At 72.0% G+C, this 22076-nt stretch carries 13 protein-coding genes; 8 read left to right on the top strand and 5 right to left on the bottom strand.

The window, feature by feature from the left end; all coding sequences use genetic code 11:
* Positions 1–129 precede the first annotated feature (129 nt).
* Both ACIBST_RS32815 and ACIBST_RS32820 read left to right on the top strand, forming a co-directional pair.
* Complete coding sequence (locus tag ACIBST_RS32815) at positions 130–780, top strand: nitroreductase family protein (protein WP_397177291.1); 651 nt, start codon at positions 130–132, stop codon at positions 778–780.
* Between the two features lie 93 nt (positions 781–873).
* Entirely contained in the window at positions 874–1623 is a 750-nt protein-coding gene (locus ACIBST_RS32820; protein WP_397177293.1) for a GNAT family N-acetyltransferase, read from the top strand.
* 13 nt (positions 1624–1636) lie between these two features.
* On the opposite strand, the gene ACIBST_RS32825 is transcribed toward ACIBST_RS32820, so the two are convergent.
* From ACIBST_RS32825 to ACIBST_RS32835, 3 genes are read right to left on the bottom strand one after another with little or no spacing between them, the layout of a single operon-like run.
* Positions 1637–2671, bottom strand: coding sequence for a DUF5685 family protein (locus tag ACIBST_RS32825; protein WP_397177295.1), 1035 nt, complete (start codon positions 2669–2671; stop codon positions 1637–1639).
* A 47-nt stretch (positions 2672–2718) separates the two neighbouring features.
* Entirely contained in the window at positions 2719–3207 is a 489-nt protein-coding gene (locus tag ACIBST_RS32830; protein ID WP_397177297.1) for a hypothetical protein, read from the bottom strand.
* A 3-nt stretch (positions 3208–3210) separates the two neighbouring features.
* On the bottom strand, positions 3211–3741 hold the full coding sequence (locus tag ACIBST_RS32835; RefSeq protein WP_397177298.1) for a hypothetical protein: 531 nt from the start codon (positions 3739–3741) through the stop codon (positions 3211–3213).
* A 455-nt stretch (positions 3742–4196) separates the two neighbouring features.
* On the opposite strand from ACIBST_RS32835, the gene ACIBST_RS32840 reads away from it, so the two are divergent.
* Positions 4197–4754 carry a hypothetical protein gene (locus tag ACIBST_RS32840; protein ID WP_397177287.1) on the top strand — a complete coding sequence of 186 codons (558 nt, stop codon included), beginning with the start codon at positions 4197–4199 and terminating at the stop codon, positions 4752–4754.
* 54 nt (positions 4755–4808) lie between these two features.
* Here the strand turns inward: ACIBST_RS32840 and ACIBST_RS32845 are convergent, their stop codons facing one another.
* A complete protein-coding gene (locus ACIBST_RS32845; protein ID WP_397177300.1) occupies positions 4809–5120 on the bottom strand; it encodes an EthD family reductase in 312 nt (103 codons plus the stop codon).
* Between the two features lie 77 nt (positions 5121–5197).
* Positions 5198–5668, bottom strand: a complete 471-nt coding sequence (gene rraA, locus ACIBST_RS32850; protein WP_397177302.1) for a ribonuclease E activity regulator RraA — start codon at positions 5666–5668, stop codon at positions 5198–5200.
* Positions 5669–5857: 189 nt separating this feature from the next.
* On the opposite strand from rraA, the gene ACIBST_RS32855 reads away from it, so the two are divergent.
* The 5 genes from ACIBST_RS32855 to ACIBST_RS32875 all read left to right on the top strand — a co-directional run bounded on the left by ACIBST_RS32855 (position 5858) and on the right by ACIBST_RS32875 (position 22058).
* The gene (locus ACIBST_RS32855) at positions 5858–10303 is read left to right on the top strand and encodes a LamG-like jellyroll fold domain-containing protein (protein WP_397177304.1); all 4446 of its coding nucleotides are present in this window, start codon (positions 5858–5860) and stop codon (positions 10301–10303) included.
* A 170-nt stretch (positions 10304–10473) separates the two neighbouring features.
* On the top strand, positions 10474–17217 hold the full coding sequence (locus ACIBST_RS32860; RefSeq protein ID WP_397177306.1) for a polymorphic toxin-type HINT domain-containing protein: 6744 nt from the start codon (positions 10474–10476) through the stop codon (positions 17215–17217).
* Positions 17217–17522, top strand: coding sequence for a hypothetical protein (locus tag ACIBST_RS32865; RefSeq protein WP_397177308.1), 306 nt, complete (start codon positions 17217–17219; stop codon positions 17520–17522). The genes ACIBST_RS32860 and ACIBST_RS32865 overlap by 1 nt, the downstream gene beginning before the upstream one ends.
* 269 nt (positions 17523–17791) lie before the next feature.
* Entirely contained in the window at positions 17792–19465 is a 1674-nt protein-coding gene (locus tag ACIBST_RS32870; protein WP_397177310.1) for a BTAD domain-containing putative transcriptional regulator, read from the top strand.
* Between the two features lie 145 nt (positions 19466–19610).
* Positions 19611–22058: a S8 family peptidase gene (locus ACIBST_RS32875; protein WP_397177312.1), complete on the top strand. Its 2448-nt coding sequence runs from the start codon at positions 19611–19613 to the stop codon at positions 22056–22058.
* Positions 22059–22076 lie beyond the last annotated feature (18 nt).

The following is a 22076-nucleotide window of genomic DNA, read 5'->3' on the forward strand; positions in this document are numbered from 1 at the left end:
CGGCTCCTTCGGTTGCGTCGGGCGAGTCCGGCTGGCGTGATCATACGTCCCGGAGGGCGGAAAAATCAGGCCCGGGCCGGGCCGTACGGGCTACGGGATTCCGGCGGCCCGCGTTGACATGATGACCCCATGACGATCGAACCACTGGCCCCGGACACCCTGCTCACCACCACCCGCAGCGTGCGCAGGCGCCTCGACCTGTCCCGCCCGGTCCCGGCGGAGCTGGTCCGCCAGAGCCTGGAGGTCGCGCTCCAGGCGCCCAGCGGCGGCAACCGGCAGGGATGGCACTGGATCGTGGTCACCGACCCCGAGCGGCGCAAGGTGATCGGCGAGTACTACCGGCGCTCATGGAACAGCTACTCCACCTCCGGCGGCTCGGCCCGCTCGATGTTCCGGGACGACCCGGCGCGCGCGGCGGCCCAGGAGCGCGTCAGCGGCAGCGCCGCCTATCTGGCCGAGCACATGGGCGACGTCCCGGTGCTGGTGATCGGCGCGATCGAGCTGCCCGGCGGCCGCCTGCCCGAGGGCAACCAGGCCGGGCTGTGGGGCTCGCTGCTGCCCGCCGCGTGGAGCTACATGCTCGCCGCCCGCGCCCGCGGCCTGGGCAGCGCGTGGACCACCCTGCACCTGGAGTACGAGAGCGAGATCGCCGAGCTGCTCGGCATCCCGGCCGAGGTGCGCCAGGGCGTGCTGCTGCCCACCGCGTACTTCACGGGGGAGACCTTCCGGCCCGCCGCGCGGCAGCCGCTCGACGAGGTGCTGCATCTCGACCGCTGGTGACCCGGCGCCCCTGCGGGGCACCGGGAAATCCGCTTGTCCGGCGGTGGGCGCGGCCCTACCTTGTGACGGTCACGTCAACCGAGAGGACTTCACTTGCTGGGCGCCCGTGTGCACGCATACCTTCGAGCGGCGGCCGGAACCCGGGCACACCGGGCCGGGCCGTTCCTGATCCGCTTCGACGAGCACGACGACGCGCCGCCGTTCAACTACGCCATCCCCGACGACGACCTCGCGCCTGCCGGCGAGCAGGTGGCCGCGCTGGCCGCCGCCTTCCGCGAGCGCGGCAGGACACCCCGGCTGGAGTACGTGCCGCAGGTCGCGCCCAAGGTGGAGCAGGCCCTGCTGGCCGCCGGGTTCGCCGTCGAGGGGCGCTTCCCGCTGCTGGTGTGCCCGGCCGGGGAGCTGGCCGAGCCGCCCGCCGACGCCGCCGTCCGCCTCGCGCTGGTGACCGACGACCCGGGCCTGTGGCAGGTCGCGCGGGTGATGAACGCGGCCTTCGACGCGCCCGAGGCCAACGAGCACGACGTCGCGCGGCTGCGCGGCGTGCTCGGCCGCGGCGGCCTGGTGGCCGCGGCCACCGACGCCGCCACCGGCGAGGTCGTCGGCGCCGGCCAGCTCGGCGGCCCGCAGGAGGGCGTGGCCGAGGTCGCCGGCATCGCCGTGCGCGACACGCACCGGCGGCGCGGCATCGGCGGAGCCGTCACCGCCCTGCTGACCAGGGCGGGCCTCGACGCCGGCGTCACCATGCCGTTCCTCACCCCGGCCGACGACGCGGCGGGCCGGGTCTACGCCCGCGTCGGCTACCGCAAGGCGGGCGAGGTCCTGCACATCTCGGTCCCCTGACCCTCTCGCCGGCTCAGCCGCAGTCGCAGCAGCCGCCGCAGTCGGGGCAGTCGCAGTTGCTGCAGTTGTCCAGGTAGCAGCGCTCGCAGCAGGGCCGTCCCGCCTTCTTGCTCCACCTCGGCCGCCAGAGCCCGCAGGTCAGGAACGTCGCCACCCCGGCCCCCGACCTGCGGATCCAGCCGGGACGCCGGTAGGAGGCCGCGCCGAACGCGCGCTCGACCGCCCGGCGCACCTCGGCGCCGAGCAGCCGTTCCACCAGGTGCCGCTCGTCCAGCTCCAGGTCGGCCACGGCCAGGGCGAGCCCGTGGGCGGCGTCGTCGCACAGTTGCCGCGCCCGCTCGCGGCCGGTGCCGGTGGCGGTCAGCGGGTTGAACGCGCCCCGCTCGTCGTCGGCCGCCTGGTCCTCGACGGCGTCCAGGAGGTGCGCGACGCGGCCGAAGAAGCGGCCGGCCTCGGCCAGCGGCGCCGCGTTCCCCGGCCGCCCGGCCAGCACCGCGGTGTGGGCGAAGGCCGCCGCCACCGCCTCCTCGGCGGGCGCCGTGAGGTCGAGCAGGTCCATCGGTGCGGCCAGGGCCCGGCGCTCGCGTTCGAGCTGCCGGTCCACCGTCGCCGACAACACGGCGGTGTCGAAGCCGACGCCCGACGCCAGCCGGGCGCCGCCGGCCTCCCAGCGGGCCGCGAGCAGGCGGCGGGCCGGAGCCGTGGCCGGGGCGGCGTCCCCGTCGGCCACCTGGTCGCGCAGCCTGCCCGCGGCCAGGACGAGCGACACCCCCGCCGCCAGGCGGGCGCCGCGGCCGCGGGCGTCCACCACGTCGGCGGAGCGGAACCCGCGCAACGCGCACGGCCCGGCCGTCCGGTGCGGCACGGCGGCCGGGAGCTGGGCCTCGGTCAGCACCGAGAGGATCAGCGTGTCGTAGTTGGTGGTCAGCCGGGCGGCGTGCCCCTGCCCGTCCCGCAGTGTCAGGCAGAGCCCGCACAAATGCGCCCGCCACGCCGCGCGTACCGCCGCGCACCCGTGCTCGCCGCACGGACGGATGATCCCGAACACACCGACCTCACAAGATCCGGAAAACGCTGGAGGAATCGTACGGGCGATCATCCGTCCGCGGCACCGCGGGGTTCAGGCGCGGGTTCAGGCGCGGGTTCGGGCGCGGGTTCGGGCGCGGGGCGGCGTGCCCGTCCGGCCGCCACCGCCAGCACGGCCGCCCCGGCCAGCGTGAGCAGCGCGGTGAACAGCCACTCGTCCGAGCCCTCCGGCCCGTAGACGCGGGTCAGGCGGCCCGTGTCCACGGCCGCGGTGGCCTGTCCCGCCGCCAGGGTGCCGCGGTCGCTGCCGTACAGCTCGACGTCGCGCCGCCGGATCCGTCCGTCGCCGGAGGTGAAGTCCCCGGCCCAGACGCAGGACTCGTGCCCGGGATGTCGTACGCACCGCAGCTCCCGGGCGGTGAACGCGCCGCTCACCCCGTCGGCGCGGGCGGCGCGTACGACGGGGCCGAACTCCGGCACGGAGACCGACAGCAGCAACAGCCCCACGACGGCCAGCGCCACCGTGAACCCGCCCGGACGTCGTCTGGTGACCGCCATGAGCTAGTGCGCCACCGCGCAGGTGCAGGCGGCCCCGCCGTGCTCGGCGGCCCGGCGGTGGAGCAGCATCGCCACCACCATCGGCGCGAAGACGACCGCGTTGTAGAACAGGTGCAGCTCCATCCGGGGCAGGAAGATCTGCAGGACGCTGGTCGGGACCGGCCGTCCGAGCAGGTAGAGCCCGGTGATCTTCTGTACGAGCAGCAGCAGGTGCTCCATGTGGTGCCAGACCTGGATGCCCAGGGAGATGTTCCACCAGGTTCGCGAACGGCCGGCGAACCCCTTGCGCAGCATGATCAGGCCCACGAGCATGAGCAGCGCGTACCCGTAGTGCATCCACTCCGAGGTCACCAGCCACGGGAACGGCAGGCCGAGCACCCCGCGGGCCTCGCTCAGCGGCCACCCCCAGACGTAGACCTGCACGGCCTGCACCAGGTGCTCGGCCCAGTGGGCCACCACGATGAGCATGAAGAGCGTGAGTGCCGCCTTGTGGTGCCGTCCGTTGAGCGTGGACGCGCTGATCGTCGTCGCCATTCCTCACCTCGTGTCTGTCGCGCTGACGCTGGCGCGATGATCTCGGACGGCACTGGGAACGGGCTTGCATCCTCTTTGCAGTTGGCTGGGAGCCCGGGGGGCGGCGCCGGCCCCCTGACGAACGCGCAGGTCATGGGGGAATGCCGGGAGCTTGCCCGTGGTTTACCTACTCATACCCCGTGGGCTTTGGCAGTGGTTGATGCTGTTTGCCCGGGGTTTACGGTTCAGCGGTAGATCTTTGCCCGTTTTGGGGTGTTAGGTTTGCGTTTGTCCGTTTCTTGGGTTAGTGTTGTACCTATCGGCGGGTGAGAGACCCTTCCTTTTCCCGGGTCCGCCCCCCTTTGCGCTCCACGTAGCGACCGATGGCGTTGGTGCCCGGCTACGGCCTTCATGTCTTGTCTGAGTCAAGCGAGCGCATGCCGCCCTGATGATCGATGTCACCAAGGAGACTGCTGATGACTGCTCGCCTGCGTTCTTTCGCCATGCTTTCCGCCGCTGCCCTGTCGGCGCTGACGATCGGTGCCGCCGCCCATCCGGCGCATGCCGATGCCGATGTGAACGGCCGGGGTGTGCTGGCCGGTTCGACGACGGCGTCCTATTTCTGGGACGACTCCTCCGGTCGTGCGGGTGACACGGGTCTGCCCGCGGCCGGCAAGCCGATGCAGAAGGGTCTGGCGGCTTCGCCGTCGTGGCCGCTGATGACCGAGGGTTACGTGGTCTATCAGGGTAAGAAGCTGCCGTTCTTCGTGGGTGACCGTGGTCCTGGTGACCCCTCCAGTCGTGGGGTGATGCTGGACCTGGACGCCAAGACGTTCGCCGAGCTGACCGGCGGCCGCTTCAACCCCGACACGCTGGGTGTGGACGGGGTGAAGGGCGAGGGCCACATCAAGATCCAGTACGTGGTCACCAAGTGGGGTGACGGCGTGGGCAGGAAGGCCGCTCCGGTGGCGTTCGAGACGGGCGCCTGGCGTCAGCAGGACACCGGCACGGCTCCGGTGTCGGTCAAGAAGTAACACGCGCGAACAGCAGAAGGGCGTCTCCCGCCGGGGGACGCCCTTCTCGCATGCTCAGAGCATCGAGCTCGACGGCCCGGTCGTCATCGTGACCCCCGACCCGGCGAACTCGCCCACGTCGGCGACCGCCGCCTGCCCCTCCTCGCTGCTCATCGCCGCGATGAACGCCTGCTCGTCGTCCCAGGTCAGCACCGCCACCAGGTGGTAGGCGGGCCGCTGGCCGCCGCCGGCCACCGGCCGCTGGACGGTGTAGGCCCGCAGGCCGGGCAGCTTGGCCGCCAGGGGCGCGTGGATCTCGTCGTAGTGCCGGTCGAAGGCCGCGACGTCCTCGGGGTGGTGGTAGAGAACGATGAGCTGGAATGCCATGGTCCGCCTCCGGATCGTGATGTCCTGTCACGAAACCACACCCCGGCGTCCGCGTGGAAGCCCGCGCGGCGGCCCGGTCAGCCCGGTACGCGGGTGACCAGGATGCCGTCGTCGTCGCCGAACAGCTCGGCCCCCGGCGAGAACGTGGCGCCGCCGAACGTCACCGGCACGTCCCGCTCGCCCGCGCCCGTCTTGCCGCTCTTGCGCGGGTTGGAACCCAGGGCCTTGACGCCGAGGTCGAGCTCGCGCAGCGCGGTCACGTCCCGGACAGCTCCGTGGATCACCACGCCCGCCCATCCGGCCGCCACCGCCGCGCCCGCGATCATGTCGCCCATCAGCGCGGCGTGCAGCGAGCCGCCGCCGTCCACCACCAGGACCCGGCCCTCGCCGGGCTCCGACAGGACCGCCTTGAGCAGGGCGTTGTCCTGGTGGCAGCGCACGGTGGCGATCGTGCCGTGGAAGGCGCGGCGGCCGCCGTACTGGCGCAGCTGCAGGTCGCAGGAGTCGAGCTCGTCGCCGCGCTCGTCGTACAGGTCCGCGGTGTTCATGGGGGCCCTTCCCGGCGGGGGTGTCAGCGGTCGCGTTCATGCTGCCACGCCGGGCCCGCCGGAGAGGGGCCGGGCGGGAAGCGTTTCCCACGTTTTCCCAACCGGTCGCCGCGGCCTACCCCGGCGGCTCGGCCCGATCGATGCTGTGGCGGAACGCAGGCCACGTGATCGTGCACCAGGGGAGTACGCATGGGGTTACGAAGGTGGACGGCCGTCCTGGCAGCGGCGTCGCTGGCCGTGGGCGGCCTGGCCGGCACGGTGTGGACGCCGCCGCGGGCGGTCGCCGAAGCGGCGGACGCCGAAGCGGTGGACGCCGCCACCGCGTGGATGGTCAAACCCCTGTTCCGGCTACGGGGCACCACCGGCACCGACAACACGCTGTTCACCTCCTGGGAGACGGAGTACGACAGCGCGGTGACGAAGTGGGGTTACACCCCTGAGGGCCAGGTGCTGCACGTCTCCCGCGAGGCGGTCTCCGGGCTGTCGCCGGTCTCCGGCCTGCGCAAGGCGGGCGGCGACCGCATCTTCACCCTCGACCAGGGCGAGCGCGACCAGGCCGTCGCGCAGGGCTACGTGGACGAGGGCGTCCGCTTCCACGCGCAGGCCGCGGGCGGCGACGGGCTGCTCCCGGTCCACCAGCTCATCAAGGGCCCCTCCCACCGGTACGCGGTCGGCGAGGCGGAGAAGGCGCGCGCGCTCGCCGAAGGCTGGACGTACCAGAAGGTCGCCTTCTACGGACGGGGCTCGTTCAGCAAGAAGCTGCTGCTCAACGGGGAGTTCACCACGGACGCCACGTCATGGGAGGCCGCCGGGCCGGCCACGGCGGCGGTCGAGGACGGCGTGCTCAAGGTCACCGTGGCCGACGGCACCACCGAACCGGGGCAGGCCCACCTGCGCCAGCTCGGGCGCACGTTGCAGGCCAAGAAGACGTACACGCTCTCCTTCGACGCCCACGCCACCGCCGCGGCGACCATCAGGGCCGTGCTCTGCGAGGACGCCGAGACCTGCCCGGAGATCTTCGCCACGGACGTGGAGCTGCCCGACCAGCCGCAGCACTTCTCCTACACCTTCGACTCCACCGCCGACACCACCACGGGGGCGCTCACCTTCCAGCTCGGCGGCCAGGGCGCGCTGACGGCCTTCCTGGACAACGTCTCGCTGACCGAGCAGAAGTGGACCGTTTCCACCGACCCCAAGCAGAGCGAGGCCGAGGCGCTGGCCGCCGCCGAGGCCACGGGGCAACTGGTGGAGGTGCTGGCCGAGCGGGGCGAGACGCGCGAGGTGTACGCCACCCCCGAAGGCACGATGTACGTCAACGACCGGCTCGCCCCGATCAGGCGGAAGCAGGGCGACACGTGGGTCCCCCTGTACAACGGCCTGCGGTTCCAGGACGGGACGGTCCGGCCGTACTCCTCGCTGGTGGACCTCAGGCTGTCGGCCGGCGGGACGGGGCCGATGGCCACGCTCACCCGCTCCGGCCACACCATGTCGCTGACCTGGCCGGCCGCGCTGCCCACGCCCAGCCTGGACGGCGACACCGCCGTGTACGCCGGCGTGCTCGGGCCGGACGTCGACCTGCGCGTGCGGGCCACCGCGGACGGCTTCGCGCACACCCTGGTGGTGAAGACCCCCGCCGCCGCCCAGGACCCCCGGCTGGCCAGGCTGACCCTCGGCCTGTCCGCGCCGACGCTGACGGTGAGCACCGGCGCCGACGGCACGCAGGAGGCGGTCGACCCCGACAACGGCGCGGTGATCTTCGAGGCGCCCAAGCCCGTCATGTGGGACTCGGCGGCCGCGCCCCCCGCGGCGGGCACGGGCATGGTGGGCGAGGACGGCCCCGTCGACCCGCCGACCACCCACGCCACGGACGGCGCCCCCGGCGACGCGTCGAAGATCGCCACGATCGGCGCCGACCTGGCTCAGGGACAGCTCACGCTGACCCCGGACCCGGCCATGCTGACCGCGGCCGACACGACGTTCCCCGTCTACATCGACCCGATGTACCGCACGCCGATGAGCTCGGCGAACCTCATGGTGGCCAGCAGCGGGTTCGAGATCTACAACTTCACCAAGGACCAGGGCATGGGCCGGTGCCCGATCGGCCTGCCCTCCAGCGGCAAGAGCTGCGGCTCCCCGCACAAGAAGCGGCTGTTCTACCGCATCCCCACCGGCTGGCTGGCCGGCAAGCAGGTCCTGTCCGCCGAGTTCCACGTACGGGAGGTGTGGGCCGCCTCCGGCAGCAAGCGGCCGGTCGACATCCACCTGGCCAAGGCGTTCGGCAAGAACTCCACCTGGAACTCCACCTCCGACAACTGGCTGCGCAAGCTGGACGGCCGCAACGTGGCCAAGGGCTGGTCGGGATGCGCCGCCAAGTCCTGTCCGGCCGGTGACGTGCTGTTCAACGTGACCTCGGGCGTCCGGGAGGCGGCGCAGAAGGGCTGGCGGGACACCACGTTCGGCCTGCGCGCCGCCGACGAGGGCGACCAGCTCGGCTGGAAGCGCTTCGAGTCGCGCGCCTACCTGCGGGTGCACTACAACCGGCCGCCGCTGCAGCCGAGGATGAGCCAGCTGGAGATGGAGCCGGGCGGCCCGTGCAAGGGGCCGGGCAACCCGTCGGTGTTCAACTGGTCCACGCCCAAGCTGATCGCCAAGAACCTGCGCGACCCCGACACCTACAACCGCACGGCCGACAAGGTGCAGGCCGAGTTCCTGGTGTCGTGGAAGAACGCCGCCGGCCAGAACAAGGAATGGCGGTACCTCACGCCGGCCAAGAGCGCCAGGTCCGGCAAGGCGGGCAACAGCTTCATGGCGCAGGTGCCGCGCGGGCTGCTGCCGGAGAACACCGTCGTCAACTGGCAGGTCCGCGCCCAGGACAGCCGCAAGGGCAAGGGGCCGTGGAGCTCGGCCGGGGCGGCGACCGCCTGCTACTTCGTCTTCGACACCAAGGCGCCGCCGCTGCCGGTGATCACCTCGTCGGCGGCCGACGGGTACGTCGCGGAGAACCCCCTCGACCCGGCGCAGACGCCGCAGGACGGCATGGGCCGCCACGGCCGGTTCGTCATCACCTTCGACCCGTCGGTGACCGAGTGGGCGTACGCGGTCAACGACGACCCCACCGTGTTCCGCAAGCGGACCGCGGGCAGCGCCACCGAGACGGTGCAGATCCTGCCCAAGGTCGTCGGCAGCAACAGCCTCTACGTCCGCGTCAGGGACCAGGCGGGCAACTACTCCAAGGGCTCGGCCGTCTACCGGTTCCGGGTCGCGCCCGGCCGCGGGCCGAAGGCCCACTGGAAGCTCAACGACCCGGCCGGCGCCACCACCCTGGCGGAGACCGGCGGCCGTTACCCGGCCCGCGTCGCGGGCGCGCCGCAGCTCGGCGTGGCCGGATCACGCGGCACGGCGATGGCCGGCAACGGCACCACCGCCTACGCCCGCACCGACGCCGCGGTGCTCGACACCACCAAGAGCTTCACGGTGACGGCGTGGGCCAAGCTGCCGGACGTCCTGCCCGCGTCCTACGCCACCGTGCTGGCCCAGGACGGCGCCAACGTGTCCGGCTTCTGCCTGCGCTACGACGCGCCGAACCGCAAATGGGTGTTCTGGCGCATGAACGCCGACTCGACCTCGGCGGCCTCGTCCAGCGCGTGGTCGGCGAAACAGGCCAGACCCGGCGAATGGACGCACCTGATGGGCGTCTTCGACGCGGTGGCCAAGAAGGTGCGCATCTACGTCAACGGCGAGCCCGGCACCGAGATGGACTACACCAGCGCCTGGGCGGCCAACGGCCCGCTCACCATCGGCCGGGTCCTGTGGGGCGCCCAGCAGCTCGACCACTTCCCCGGCAAGATCGACGACGTCCGCGTCTACGACCGGATCGTCAGCGTCGAGGAGGCGGCGGCGCTGTCCAAGGAGATGCTGACGGTGACGCACAAGTGGCACCTCAACAACGTCCCCGACGACAGCGGCGAGGCGCCCAGAACCCCCGTCAAGCTGTACGGCGCGGCCCGCTTCGCGGCCAGGACCCCCATGAGCAACAGCGCCGTGCCCGGCTCCCTGCGCCTGCCGGGCGCGACCGGCGACTACGCGGCCGTCGAGTCGGCCGTGCTGGACCCGAGGGAGAGCTTCACCCTGTCGGCCTGGGTGGAGACCAGCGGCCAGGCGCGCAAGGCGATGACCCTGCTGAACCTGCCCATGGCCACCGGCAGCGCGCTGACGGTCACGTTCGACCCCGCCCGCGGCGACCCGGACATGGGCGAGACCGGCCGGTACGTCGTGGAGCTCCCCGGCGGCGCCGCCGTGGAACACCCCGCCTTCCACACCGGGTTCGGCGACTGGGACCACCTGGCGGTCGTCTACCGGGCCCGCGAGAAGACGCTGGAGTTCTGGGTGAACGGCGCCCTCGAAGCGGCTCCGGAGGCCGAGGTCAAGTCCTACCGCAACGACGTCACCCTGGCGGGCCCCATCACCTCGGCCCAGCTCGGCCGCGGCGGGACGGGCCTGAACTGGGCGGGCCACGTCGACGACGTGTGGGTCCTGCGCGGCCCCGCGGACGAGAGCCTGATCGACCTGTTGTCCCTGTGGTCGGAGATGACGACCGTCTCCGAGGACGCGCTCAACGACAACACCCCTGACTGACCCCGGTGCGGGGGCGTCGCGCCGGCGCCCCCGCCGTCCCTCCTGCCGCTTCCGCTCTCTTCCCTGGGAGGTACGGCATGCGCGTCCATGCCGCACGCCGACGTCGCTCTTCCTGGTCCCGGCCGCTCCGCGCGGCCCTCACGTTGCTGCTCACGGCCGGCCTGATGGTCGTGCCCGCGACGCTCCCCTCCGCGAGCGCCGCCGCCGAGCGAGATCGGCCCAAGCCCGTCGACCGGGAACGGGTCGTGCCCGGCCGGCCCGCGGCGGTGAAACCACGGATCACCGAACGCAAGGCCCCCGACCCCGTGGCGGCCTGGCCTACGCCCGGCACGGTCGAGGTGGATCTGGCGGCGCCGCCGGCGTCCGCCCGCAAGGCGGGCGCCCTGGCGGCCACGTCGGCCGACGCCTCCGCCGCCGGGCGGGCGCGGATCCAGACCCACGACCGCGCGGCCTCGCAGCGCGCGGGGGTCGGCGGCCCGATCTTCACCGCGGCCCGCACGTCGGGACCGCCCGGCAAGGTCACGATGAAGGTGGACTACGCCCCCTTCGCCGAAGCCTACGGAGGCGGCTTCGGTTCCCGGGCGCGCCTGGCGGCCCTGCCCGCATGTGCCCTGACCAGCCCGGACAAGGCCGAGTGCCGCCGGGCCGTGCCGCTGAAGGGCCGCAACGACACCGCGGCCAGGACGCTCAGCGCCGACGTCGACCTCGCCGCCGAGCCGATGGTGCTGGCCGTGACCTCCGGGACGTCGGGGGACAAGGGCGACTTCGGCGTCACCTCGCTGTCGCCGTCGGCGACCTGGCAGGTCAGCCCGCAGACGGGCGACTTCACCTGGTCCTACCCGCTGCGGGTGCCGCCGGTGCCGGGCGGGCTGGTGCCGAACCTGGTGGTCAACTACTCCGCGGCCGCCATCGACGGGCGCACCGCGACCACCAACAACCAGGCGTCCTGGCTCGGCGACGGGTTCGAGCTGTCGCCCGGGTACATCGAGCGCAAGTACAAGTCCTGCAAGGACGACGGCGTCCCCAAGGACCCGACCTACCAGGTCGAGCCGATGGACCAGTGCTGGGCCTACGACAACGCCACGCTCGCCCTCGGCGGGTCGGGCGGCGAGCTCGTCCCGACCGGCCCCGACACCTGGGTCCTGGCCAGGGACGACGGCACCCGGGTCCAGCGCCTCACCGGCACCGCCGCCGACACCGCCAACGGCGACGAGGACAACGAGTACTGGCGCGTGACCACCGCCGACGGCACCCAGTACTACTTCGGCAAGAACCGCCTGCCGGGCTGGACCTCCGGCAGACCCCAGACGAACTCCGCCTGGGACGTCCCGGTGTTCGGCGACGACGCCGGCGAACCCTGCCACAAGGACGCCTTCAAGGACTCCTGGTGCCGTCAGAGCTGGCGGTGGAACCTCGACTACATCGAGGACACCCACGGCAACGCGGTGACCTTCTACTACGCCAAGGAGCAGAACCGCTACGGCCGCAACCTGCGCGCCGCCGACGACACCGCCTACGACCGCGGCGGCTACCTGACCTCCATCCAGTACGGCCTGCGCCGCGGCGACCTCTTCCCGGCCACGCCGCCCGCGCGGGTCGACTTCGCCAACGCCGAGCGCTGCCTGCTGACCGCCGCCGAGTGCGCCGACATCTCCGCCCATCCGGCCCGCTGGCCCGACGTGCCCTGGGACATGAACTGCGACGAGGGCACCGAGTGCAAGGACGGCAAGGGGACGGCCTCGCCGAGCTTCTGGACCCGCAAGCGCCTGACGAAGGTCACCACCAAGGTCGTCAACGCGGCCGGCACCGGCCACCGCGACGTGGACTCCTGGGAGTTCAAGCACCTGTGGGGCATCGCCGACGTGGACCGGCAGCTCAAGCTCACCGACATCGTCCACACCGGGCTCGCCGGGGCGGCGCCGGTCACCATGCCGCCGGTGAGCTTCGTCTACCAGCAGCTGGCCAACCGGGTGGACAAGCTCGGCGACGACGTCGGCCCGTTCGTCAAGGAGCGGGTGGCCTCGATCCAGAACGAGACCGGCGGCAAGCTCGACGTCACGTACTCGGGGATGGACTGCAGCCCCTCCGACCTGCCGCAACCGGCGACCAACCGGCGGCTGTGCTTCCCGACGTTCTGGCAGAACTCCAACGGCGGCGCCGACCCGAGCCTGGACTGGTTCCACAAGTACGTCGTCCGCGAGCTGATCCAGACCGACCTGACCGGCGGCGGGTCGGACATGGTCACCCGCTACGACTACAGCATCGGCAAGCCCGCCTGGCACTACGCCGACGACGACGGCATCACGCCGGAGAAGTTCAAGACGTGGTCGAACTGGCGCGGCTTCGACAAGGTCCGGGTGATCGGCGGGGCCACCAGCGCGGCCAGCGGCGGCACCCCGTCCCAGACCGACTACTGGTACTTCCAGGGCATGAACGGCGACCGCGCGTCGGTCTCCGGCGGCGCCAAGACCGTCACCGTGGACGACGGCGAGGGCGGCACGTACCCCGACCACGAGTCCCTGCACGGCACGACGCTGCGCACCGTGACCTACGACAAGGCCGGCGGCGTGCCGGTGAGCAAGTCGGTCAGCACGCCGTGGTACCACCAGACGGCCTCCAGGTCCCGCCCGTGGGGCACGATCACCGCCAACCTGACCGGCACCAGGTCCACCCGCACCTTCGGCCTGGTCGGCCTGTCCTGGCAGCAGACCCGCTCGACCGTGACCGAGTTCGACCTGACCACCGGCGCCGCGCTGACCACCGACGACGAGGGCGAGGTGGGCGTCGCCGGCGACGAGGAGTGCACCAGGACGGAGCTGACCGCGGACGGGGCGCGGGTGCTGCGCCTGCCGGCCCGGGTGACCACGGTGGCCCGCCGCTGCGCCGACACCCCGAACCTGCTCACCGACCTGATCGCCGACGCCCGCACCTACTACGACGGCAAGGCGTTCAAAGCCGCGCCGGAGCACGGCGACGTGACCAGGACCGAACGCGGGAACGCCGCCTCGGCGACCGCCATCACCGGCTACCAGGTGATCGCCCGGTCGACCTACGACGACCTGGGACGCCCCGAGACCGTCGCCGACGCCGCCGGGCTGACCACCTCCACCGACTACACCGAGGCGCACGGCGTCACCACGCAGGTGGTCACCACCACCCCGCGGGCCCGCGCCGACGACCCCGACTCGGCCATGGTCACGACCCGGGTGCTCGACCCGGCGTGGGGCCTGGCGACCAAGGAGACCAGCGCGGCCGGCAAGGTGACGATCGCCCAGCGGGACGCGCTGGGCCGCACCGCCAAGGTCTGGGGGCCGGGCCGCACGACCAGCATGACGCCCGACAACGAGTACCAGTACCTCGTCGACGCCGGCGCGATCGTGGCCGTGGGCGCGAAGACGCTGACCAACGAGGGCGGCCAGCAGACGTCGTACACGCTGTTCGACGGCTGGCTGCGGCCCAGGCAGTCGCAGGCCCCCGGCAAGAACGGCGACACCAGGGGCCGGATCGTCTCCGACAGCGTCTACAACGGTGCCGGCCAGGTGCACTACACCTTCGCTCCCTACTACGCCGACGGCGATCCCGAGCCCAAGCGGTTCGGGGTGGCGACCGTGGGCGCGGTGGAGTCGCAGCTGTGGAACACCTACGACGGCCGCGGGCGGCTGCTCGCCGAACGGCTGCTGTCCGGCAACAGCGACGGCGACGTCAACGAGCTGTGGAACACCCGCTACGAGTACGGCGGCGACTGGACCAAGGTCGTCCCACCGTCCGGCGGCACCCCGGTCACCACCTACACCGACGTGCACGGGCGTACCCGGGAGATCCGGCAGCAGACGGCCGCCGGGGCGGTCGTCACCACGTTCGCCTACAACCACCGCGGTCAGCAGGAGTCGGTGACCGGCCCCGGCAACCAGGTCTGGTCCTACAGCTACGACCTGCTCGGCCGCCGGGTGCAGTCGAACGACCCCGACCGCGGCGTGGAGAAGACCGCCTACGACAACCTCGACCGGCCGGTCCTGATGACCGACGCCCGCAACCAGAAGATCGGCATCGAGTACGACGGGCTCGACCGCATGGTCGCCAAGTACGACGCGACCACGTCGTCGCCCGGCACCAAGGTCGCCGAGTGGGTGTACGACACCGTCCGCAAGGGCCAGCTCACCAGCTCCACCCGCATCGTCGGCGCCGACCGGTACACCACGCAGGTGGAGGCGTACGACAATCTGGACCGCCCGCAGCGCAGCAGGGTGGTCCTGCCCGCCGTCGAGGGCGGCCTCGCGCCCGCCCAGGGGTACGTCTTCGACACCAGCTACAACCTCGACGGCAGCGTGGCCGCGAGCAGCAGCCCCGCCGTCGGCGGGCTGCCGGCGGAGAACATCGCCTACACCTACGACGACCTCGGCCGCCTGGTCTCCACCAAGTCCCAGCTGTCGACCTACCTCGTCGGCACCGACTACACCAAGACCGGGCGGGTCATCGGCCTGCGCATGCAGTCCGGCGGCGACGGCAAGCAGATCGACCAGACCTTCGACTACGAGTTCGGCACCGGCCGCCTGGCCAAGGCCACCACCTGGCACTTCGGCATGACCGGCACCGACCGCAGCACTCAGTACGCCTACCAGCCCGCCGGGAACATCACCCAGATCAAGGACACCTCCCGCGACGGCGTCGACAACCAGTGCTTCCGCTACGACGAGCTGTCGCGCCTGTCGGAGGCCTGGACCCAGGACGGCGACGCGGCCTGCGCCGCCACCGGCGCGAACGCCACCGTCGGCGGGCCGGCCCCCTACCGGGCCGCCTACACCTACGACGACACGGGCAACCGCCGCAGCGAGTCCCTCTACGGCGCCGGCCCGGCAGGCGGCGTCCAGCAGTCGGACCGCACCTACGTCTACGACCCGGCCAAGGCCCACCGCCTGACCACGGTCCCCGGTGCCGCCTCCTTCGCCTACGACGCCTCCGGCAACACCGTCGAGCGCCGCACCCAGGCGAGCAACCAGACGCTGACCTGGGACGCCGAAGGCGAGCTCGTCAAGGTCAACGACGACAAGAAGGGCGAGACCCGCTTCCTCTACACCGCCGACGGCGAGCGGCTCATCCGGCGCGACAAGGACGGCACCACCCTGTACCTGCCCGGTCTGGAGGTGCACCTGGTCAAGGGGGCCACCAGCCCCACGGCCAGCCGCTACGTCGGCAACGCCATGCGGACCACCACCGGGGTCACCTACGTCCTCGGCGACCACCACGGCACCGCCGAACTGGCCATCAACGCCGAGACCGGCGCCCTCAGCCAGCGCCGCTACACCCCCTTCGGCGCCCTGCGCGGCAGCCAGGGCGCCTGGCCCCAGGACCACCAACGCGGATTCGTCGGCGGCATCAACGACACCAGCACCGACCTGACCACGCTCGGCGCCCGCAGCTACGACCCGCTCACCGGCCGCTTCATCTCCGTCGACCCCCTCATCCAGATGGGCGACTCCCAGCAGATGAACGGCTACAACTACGCCAACAACAATCCCCCCACCCTGGCCGACCCCACCGGCAAGAAACCCTGCTGCACCGGCGTCGGCTGCTTCCACTCCATCGCGCCGCCCTGCGCGCCCGGGGACTACGACAGCCCCGACTGCGAGGGCCCCTGCGATCCGGGCGGAGCCAAGAAGAACCTCGGCAACGCCCGCGACTCGCAACAGAACGAGCGGCAGCAACACCAGCAGACCGCCAAACGGAACGCGGTGCTCGAAGCCTTGAAGGCCGCAGGCATCGGATTCATCAAAGATTTCCTGAAAATAGATGACATAAAAGGCTGTTTAGGCGGCAGCGTCGGCAGTTGCGTCAGCCTGATCCTGGAATTCGTGCCGGCCAAGAAGATCGGCGGCCTGATCTGGAAACTGGCCACCAGGGTCCGGATGGGCATCAAGATCTACAAAAAGGTCCAGGGCGTCATCAAGGCGGCCCGCCGCGCCATCGAAGCCATCGACGCCAAGATCGACGACATCAACAAGAAAATCGCCGCCCTGGACGGCCTGATGGCCCGCGTCGCGAAACGCAGCAAGAACCCCTCGGCGGGCGGCTCCTGTCCCTTGTCCAACAGTTTCGTCCCGGGAACCAAGGTCCTGCTCGCCGGCGGCCTGACCAAACGCATCGACCAGCTGAAACCCGGCGACAAGGTCATGGCCACCGACCCGGAGACCGGCCGTACCGAGGCCAAGGACGTCACCGCCACCATCGCCGGTGAAGGCCCCAAGAACCTGGTCACCGTCACCGTGGACAGCGGCGACGGCAGCACCCGCGACATCGTCGCCACCGACGGTCACCCCTTCTGGGTGGCGGACGCGGGGAGCTGGCGCGAGGCCAAGGACTTACGTCCCGGCCAACTCCTCCGTACGGCCGCCGGCACGTACGTCCAGATCGAGGCGGTCAATGCGTGGACCGCCCACGCCCGCGTCCACAACCTCACCGTCGCCGACCTACACACGTACTATGTGGTGACCGGGGACACCTCGGTCCTCGTTCACAACTGCGGAATCATCGCCGACAACAACCTCATGGTGAAGGCGATAGGGGGTCACGAGCAGGCGCTGGCCGAGATCCAGAACGCCTCGACGGTGTACATCACGCCGAACCAGCGACACGAATTCCTCAACGTCACCAACGGGCTAAACGCAAGGCGTCGTTTCCTCGAGGAGAACAACATTCAGACGATCACCGGTCAGCAGGCCGAGGAGTGGGCTTCCTCCTCGGAATTCCGGACGGCCTTCAACGCCGTGGTGGGCGCGAAGGGACGGGGTGACGCCGCGTTGGTGGGCTTCGCGGCTGCCAGCGGGATGACCGCGGTGACGATGGAGCGGAACCTGACCAATTTCGTCACGCAGACCCTCCGGCTCCCAGGGGTGTCCCTCCGCAGGGTGATGCCCTGATGGGCAGCTACAACCTGCTGTCCTTCACGGAAACGTGTCCCAGGTGCGGATATACCGGCGAGGCCGAGGCGGAGTTCCAGTTCGGACTTCTCGAACTGCGGCCTTACCGGGTGGGGGACCGTGTCGAGTGGGGGACGAAAGGCCTGCGATTTCCCTCGGCACGCCCCGAAGGAGGCGATTTCGAAGGCGCCGGCTATGTCGAGTGCGAGAACTGCCGGAAGGATTACTGGGTCGCCATATCCGTCGAGGCGGACATCATCTCCGGGGTGCGCGTCGATCACGGCAGAAGGGGCTACGTGGATTAGTGCCTGCCCCGCACGCCGGAGGGACCGGCTTCACCCGTGAAGCCGGTCCAGGGTGCCGGGGAAACGACTTCTGGATGTCTCCGAGCCGCGCTGTTCATGTTCGAGGCAGCGTTACGGAATGTGACTTGCCTCCTCTCGGCAGTTGGTTGGTCTCAGTCGGATATCGCTCACGCATCGGAGCCGCCAAGGTTTCTCCGAAGAATGGGGGGATTTGTCTCGGTTGAATATCGGTTGACCGCGAGGTTCGACAGTCGGTCAATCATGGGGGCGTGATCAATTCACCGTACGACGGCATTCGGGTGTTGGGGGCGGTCGAGTTCGGGTGGGCGGGGGCGCCCGTGGTGTTGCGCAGGCGGCAGCAGCGGCTCCTGCTCGGCGTGCTGGCTCTGTCGGCCGGTCGGGTCGTCCCGCTCCAGCGCCTGGTGGAGGTGCTCTGGCCCGAGGGGGCGCCGCAGGGCGCGCGCAGGCAGGTCCAGGTGCTCGTCTCCCGGCTGCGCGGCCTGCTCGCGGACGCCGCCGGGAGCGACGTGGAGGTGCTCGCCACCGGATCCGGCTACGGGTTGCGCATCGATCCCATGGCCGTGGACGCTCACCGGTTCGCCGTGCTGAGGGAGCGGGCCGGGGGCAGCGACGACGACGAGGAGAAGGCCGGGCTGTTGCGGCAGGCGCTGGAGTTGTGGCGTGGGCCGGTGCTCGACGAGGCGGCGGTCGGGGCCGCCCGGGACACGCTGTGCGTCCGGCTGGAGGAGGCGCGGCGAGAGGCGCTGGAGGAGCACGCCGAGGCGTCGTTGCGGCTCGGCCGGCACCGGCAGGTCCTCGGCGCGCTGGCCGAGGAGGTGGCGGCCGCCCCCACGCGGGAACGGCTGGTGGGCCTGCTGATGCTCGCGCTCTACCGCTCCGGGCGCATCGCCGAGGCCCTGGACGTCTTCGAGCGGTCGCGCGCCCGTCTCGGCGAGGAACTGGGGCTCGATCCCGGCCCCGCCCTGGTACGGCTGCGCCTGGACATCCTGCGCGGCGACCCCCGCCTCGGCGGCCGGTCCGGGCCGGGCGGCATCGGGGGCGCCGAGACCGTCAGGAGGTCCGGCGACCTGGAGGGGGAGGGGCTGGTGATGCTCGGGCTCGGCCGGATCCGCTTCGCCCAGGACCGCTTCGCCGAGTCCGTCGCCGCCTACGAGGAGGCCCGGCGGGCCTTCCAGCGGCTCGGCGACCGGCGGCACCTGGCGGCCGCCCTGTCCGGCCTGGGCACCGTACGGGCCGAGGGCGGGTGGTTCGCCGAGGGGGAGACCGACCTGCTGGAGGCGGCCTCGCTCTTCTCCGCCCTCGGCGACCAGGCCGGGCACGCGCACGCCATCTACATGCTGGGCTTCGTGGAACGCGAGCGCGGCGACGACGAGCTGGCGCTGTGGCTGCTCAGCCGGGCGCTGCAGACGTACCAGAAAATCGGTGACCTGCGCTGCCAGGCTCTGCTCCAGCGCAGCATCGGGCTGGTGCACCGGGCGAGGGGCGAGTACGGGCACGCCGCGACCAGGACGCGCGAGTCCCGCCGCCTGTTCACCGTCCTGTCCGACCCGCACGGGACGGCCTACGCCGACCAGTCCCTGGCCAAGATCCGGATCCGCCTGGGCGACCTGCCGCGGGCCGAGCGGGCGCTCCAGGCGAGCCTGCGCGTCTTCACCCGCCAGGACGACCGCTTCGCCCGCGCGCTCGGCCTGCGGACGCTCGGCGAGCTGCGCCTGGAGCAGGACGCGGCGGCCGAGTCCAGAGCCGCCCTGTCCGCCTCCCTCGATCTGTGGGACACGCTGGAGCTGCCGCTGTGGCGCGCCCGCACGCTCTCCGTGCTGGCCCGCCTGGAGTCGCGCAACGGCGAGGCCGCGCACGCCGGCGCCGCCCGCCAGGAGTCGACGGCCATCTTCAGCCGGATCGGCAGCCGCGAGGGCCGCTGACGGCCCTGGCATCCCCTCGGAGTCCTGGATATCCCGGCATCACCGGCATGCCGGGCGGAAGGCGCTGACGTCGCTGGCAAACGGGTGGCAACAGGGGCCGCGTACATTGCGCGGGCGTCTTCGTCCCGCGCCGAAGGAGAGCCTCATGAGGCGATCAGCCACCGTCACGGCGGCCATCCACCACGTGCTCGTCCTGACGGCGATCCTGCTCTCCTCGGTCGCCGTCGCGACCGGCGCATCGGCCGCCTCGGCGGGACAGGGGGCGGCGCGACAGTGGGCGGCGGGGGAGCGGGCGGACGCGGGGCCGTGGGTGGAGCCCGGACTGGCCCGCAAGCTGGACTCCGGAGGCAGGCTCCGGGTCAACGTCGTGACCAGGGACCGCGACGAGCTGGCCGCCGTCTCCGGCGCCGGCGCCGGCCAGGTGCTCCAGACGCTGTCCCGCCTGCCCGTGGTCACCCTGCGGACCGACCAGGCGGGCCTCCAGCGGCTCGCCGCCAGGCCGGGCGTGCTCAGCGTGTCCGAGGACCGGCCGGTGCCGCCGGCCCTCGGGCAGAGCGTCCCGCTGATCGGCGGCGACCGCACGAGGGCGGCCGGACTGACCGGCGCGGGCACCGCCGTGGCCGTGCTGGACACCGGCGTCGCCACCGGCCACCCCTTCCTCGGCGGCCGCGTCGTGGCCGAGGCGTGCTTCTCGCCCGCCGACCCCGACTACTCCGCCACCAGCCTGTGCCCGGACGGCGCCCCCAAGCAGGACGGCCCCGGCTCGGCCGACGCCGAGAGCGGCGGCTGCTCCGACGAGCTGCTGGACTGCTCCCACGGGACGCACGTGGCCGGGATCATCGCCGGCGACGGCGAAGGGATCGACGGTGACGGCGGGAGCGGGGTCGCGCCGGGCGCCGGCCTGGTGGCCATCCAGATCTTCAGCCGCTTCGACTCCGACGACTTCTGCGGCTCCGGCGGCGCGCCCTGTCTGCTCAGCTTCTCCAGCGCCCAGCTGGCCGCGCTGGAGAAGGTCCAGACGCTGAAGGCGACCCTGCCCATCGTGGCGGTGAACCTGAGCCTGGGCAGCGGCATGCACACCGCGTCCTGCGACACCGACCCGCGCAAGGCCGCCATCGACGCCCTGCTGGCGGCCGGGGTCGCCACCGTCGTCGCGGCCGGCAACGACGGCTACACCAACGCGGTGGCCGCCCCCGCCTGCGTCTCGTCGGCCGTCGCCGTGGGCAGCACCACCGACGCCGACGTCCTGTCCTCCTTCAGCGACCGCGGCCCGCTCCTGGACCTCCTGGCCCCCGGCAGCGACATCGTCTCCTCCGTGCCCGGCGACCGGTGGGCGTCGATGAGCGGCACGTCCATGGCCGCGCCGCACGTCGCCGGGGCGTTCGCGGTGCTGAGCCAGGCGTTCCCCGGGCTCGGGCCCGCGGCACTGGAGGCCAAGCTCAAGGAGACCGGGCGCGCGATCGTCTACGCCGGCGCCACCACGCCCCGCGTCCAGCTCGACGCCGCCGCCCTGGACGCGACGCCCCGGCCGGGGCCCGACCAGTACTTCCACTCGCGGGGCAGGGTTCTGGACAACGTCCGGATCAGCGCCAACTCCGCCATGACCGTGCAGGTGGCGGGCGTGGCCGGGCTGCCCGCGCAGGGCGTGCGGGCCGTCGCGCTCAACGTCAGCGCCAAGGGCGACTTCTTCAACACCGGGACGATCACCGTGCACGCCTCCGACGAGCAGGAACCGGACGGCAAGGTGCTCGCCTACGACGCCTCCCGCTACGCCGCCACCATGATCATCGCCAGGGTCGGCGCCGACGGGAAGATCAAGGTGGTCAACCGCGGGACGGGCCCCGTCAAGGTGACGCTCGACGCGCACGGCCACACCCTCGACAAGGCGGGAGCCGCCGTGGGCGGCGCCTACTTCCCCGTCACGCCCGCCCGGGTGGCCGACCACACCGTCATCCCCGCGCTGGGCAACTATGAGCTGTCCGTCGCCGGGATGAACGGCCTGCCCGCCACCGGGGTCGCCCAGGTCGCCCTCACCGTGGTGCTGAAGAGCCCGTCGAGCGGCACCGTACGCGTGTACGCCGCCGGGGACCCCTACCCCGTAGACGCCAACGTCGACTACCCGGCGAACCTCGCCACGCAGTTCCACACGATCGTCAAACCGGGCCAGGACGGCAAGATCAACGTGCACAACCTCGGCTACGACGACGTCGAGATCTCCGTGGACGTCACCGGCTACTTCTCCGCCGAGCGGCGCGGCGCGCTGGTCAAGGCCGTCCGCCCCACATCGGCGGGACGGGCCCTGGCGATCCCGGCGGGCGGCACCAGGACCGTGCGCTTCACCGGCCTGCCCGCCTCCGGCGTCGCCGCGGTCGCGCTGACCGTGGCCGCGCGGGGAGCGGCCGCCGGGACCGTCTCGGTGCTGCCGCAGAGCGGGCCCTCGACCGCCCGCGTCGTCTCCTACCCGCCGGGCAAGGACGCCGTCGGGTCCATCATCGCCGCCGTACGCGCCGACGGGTCGGTGGTGCTCAAGAACGAGGGCACCGGCCAGGTGAGCGTCGACGTCGACCTGTACGCCTACTTCGCCAACGCCTGACCCGCGGGCGAACACCGG

It is taken from the genome of Nonomuraea sp. NPDC049684, from assembly GCF_044465345.1.
GTDB lineage: Bacteria > Actinomycetota > Actinomycetes > Streptosporangiales > Streptosporangiaceae > Nonomuraea.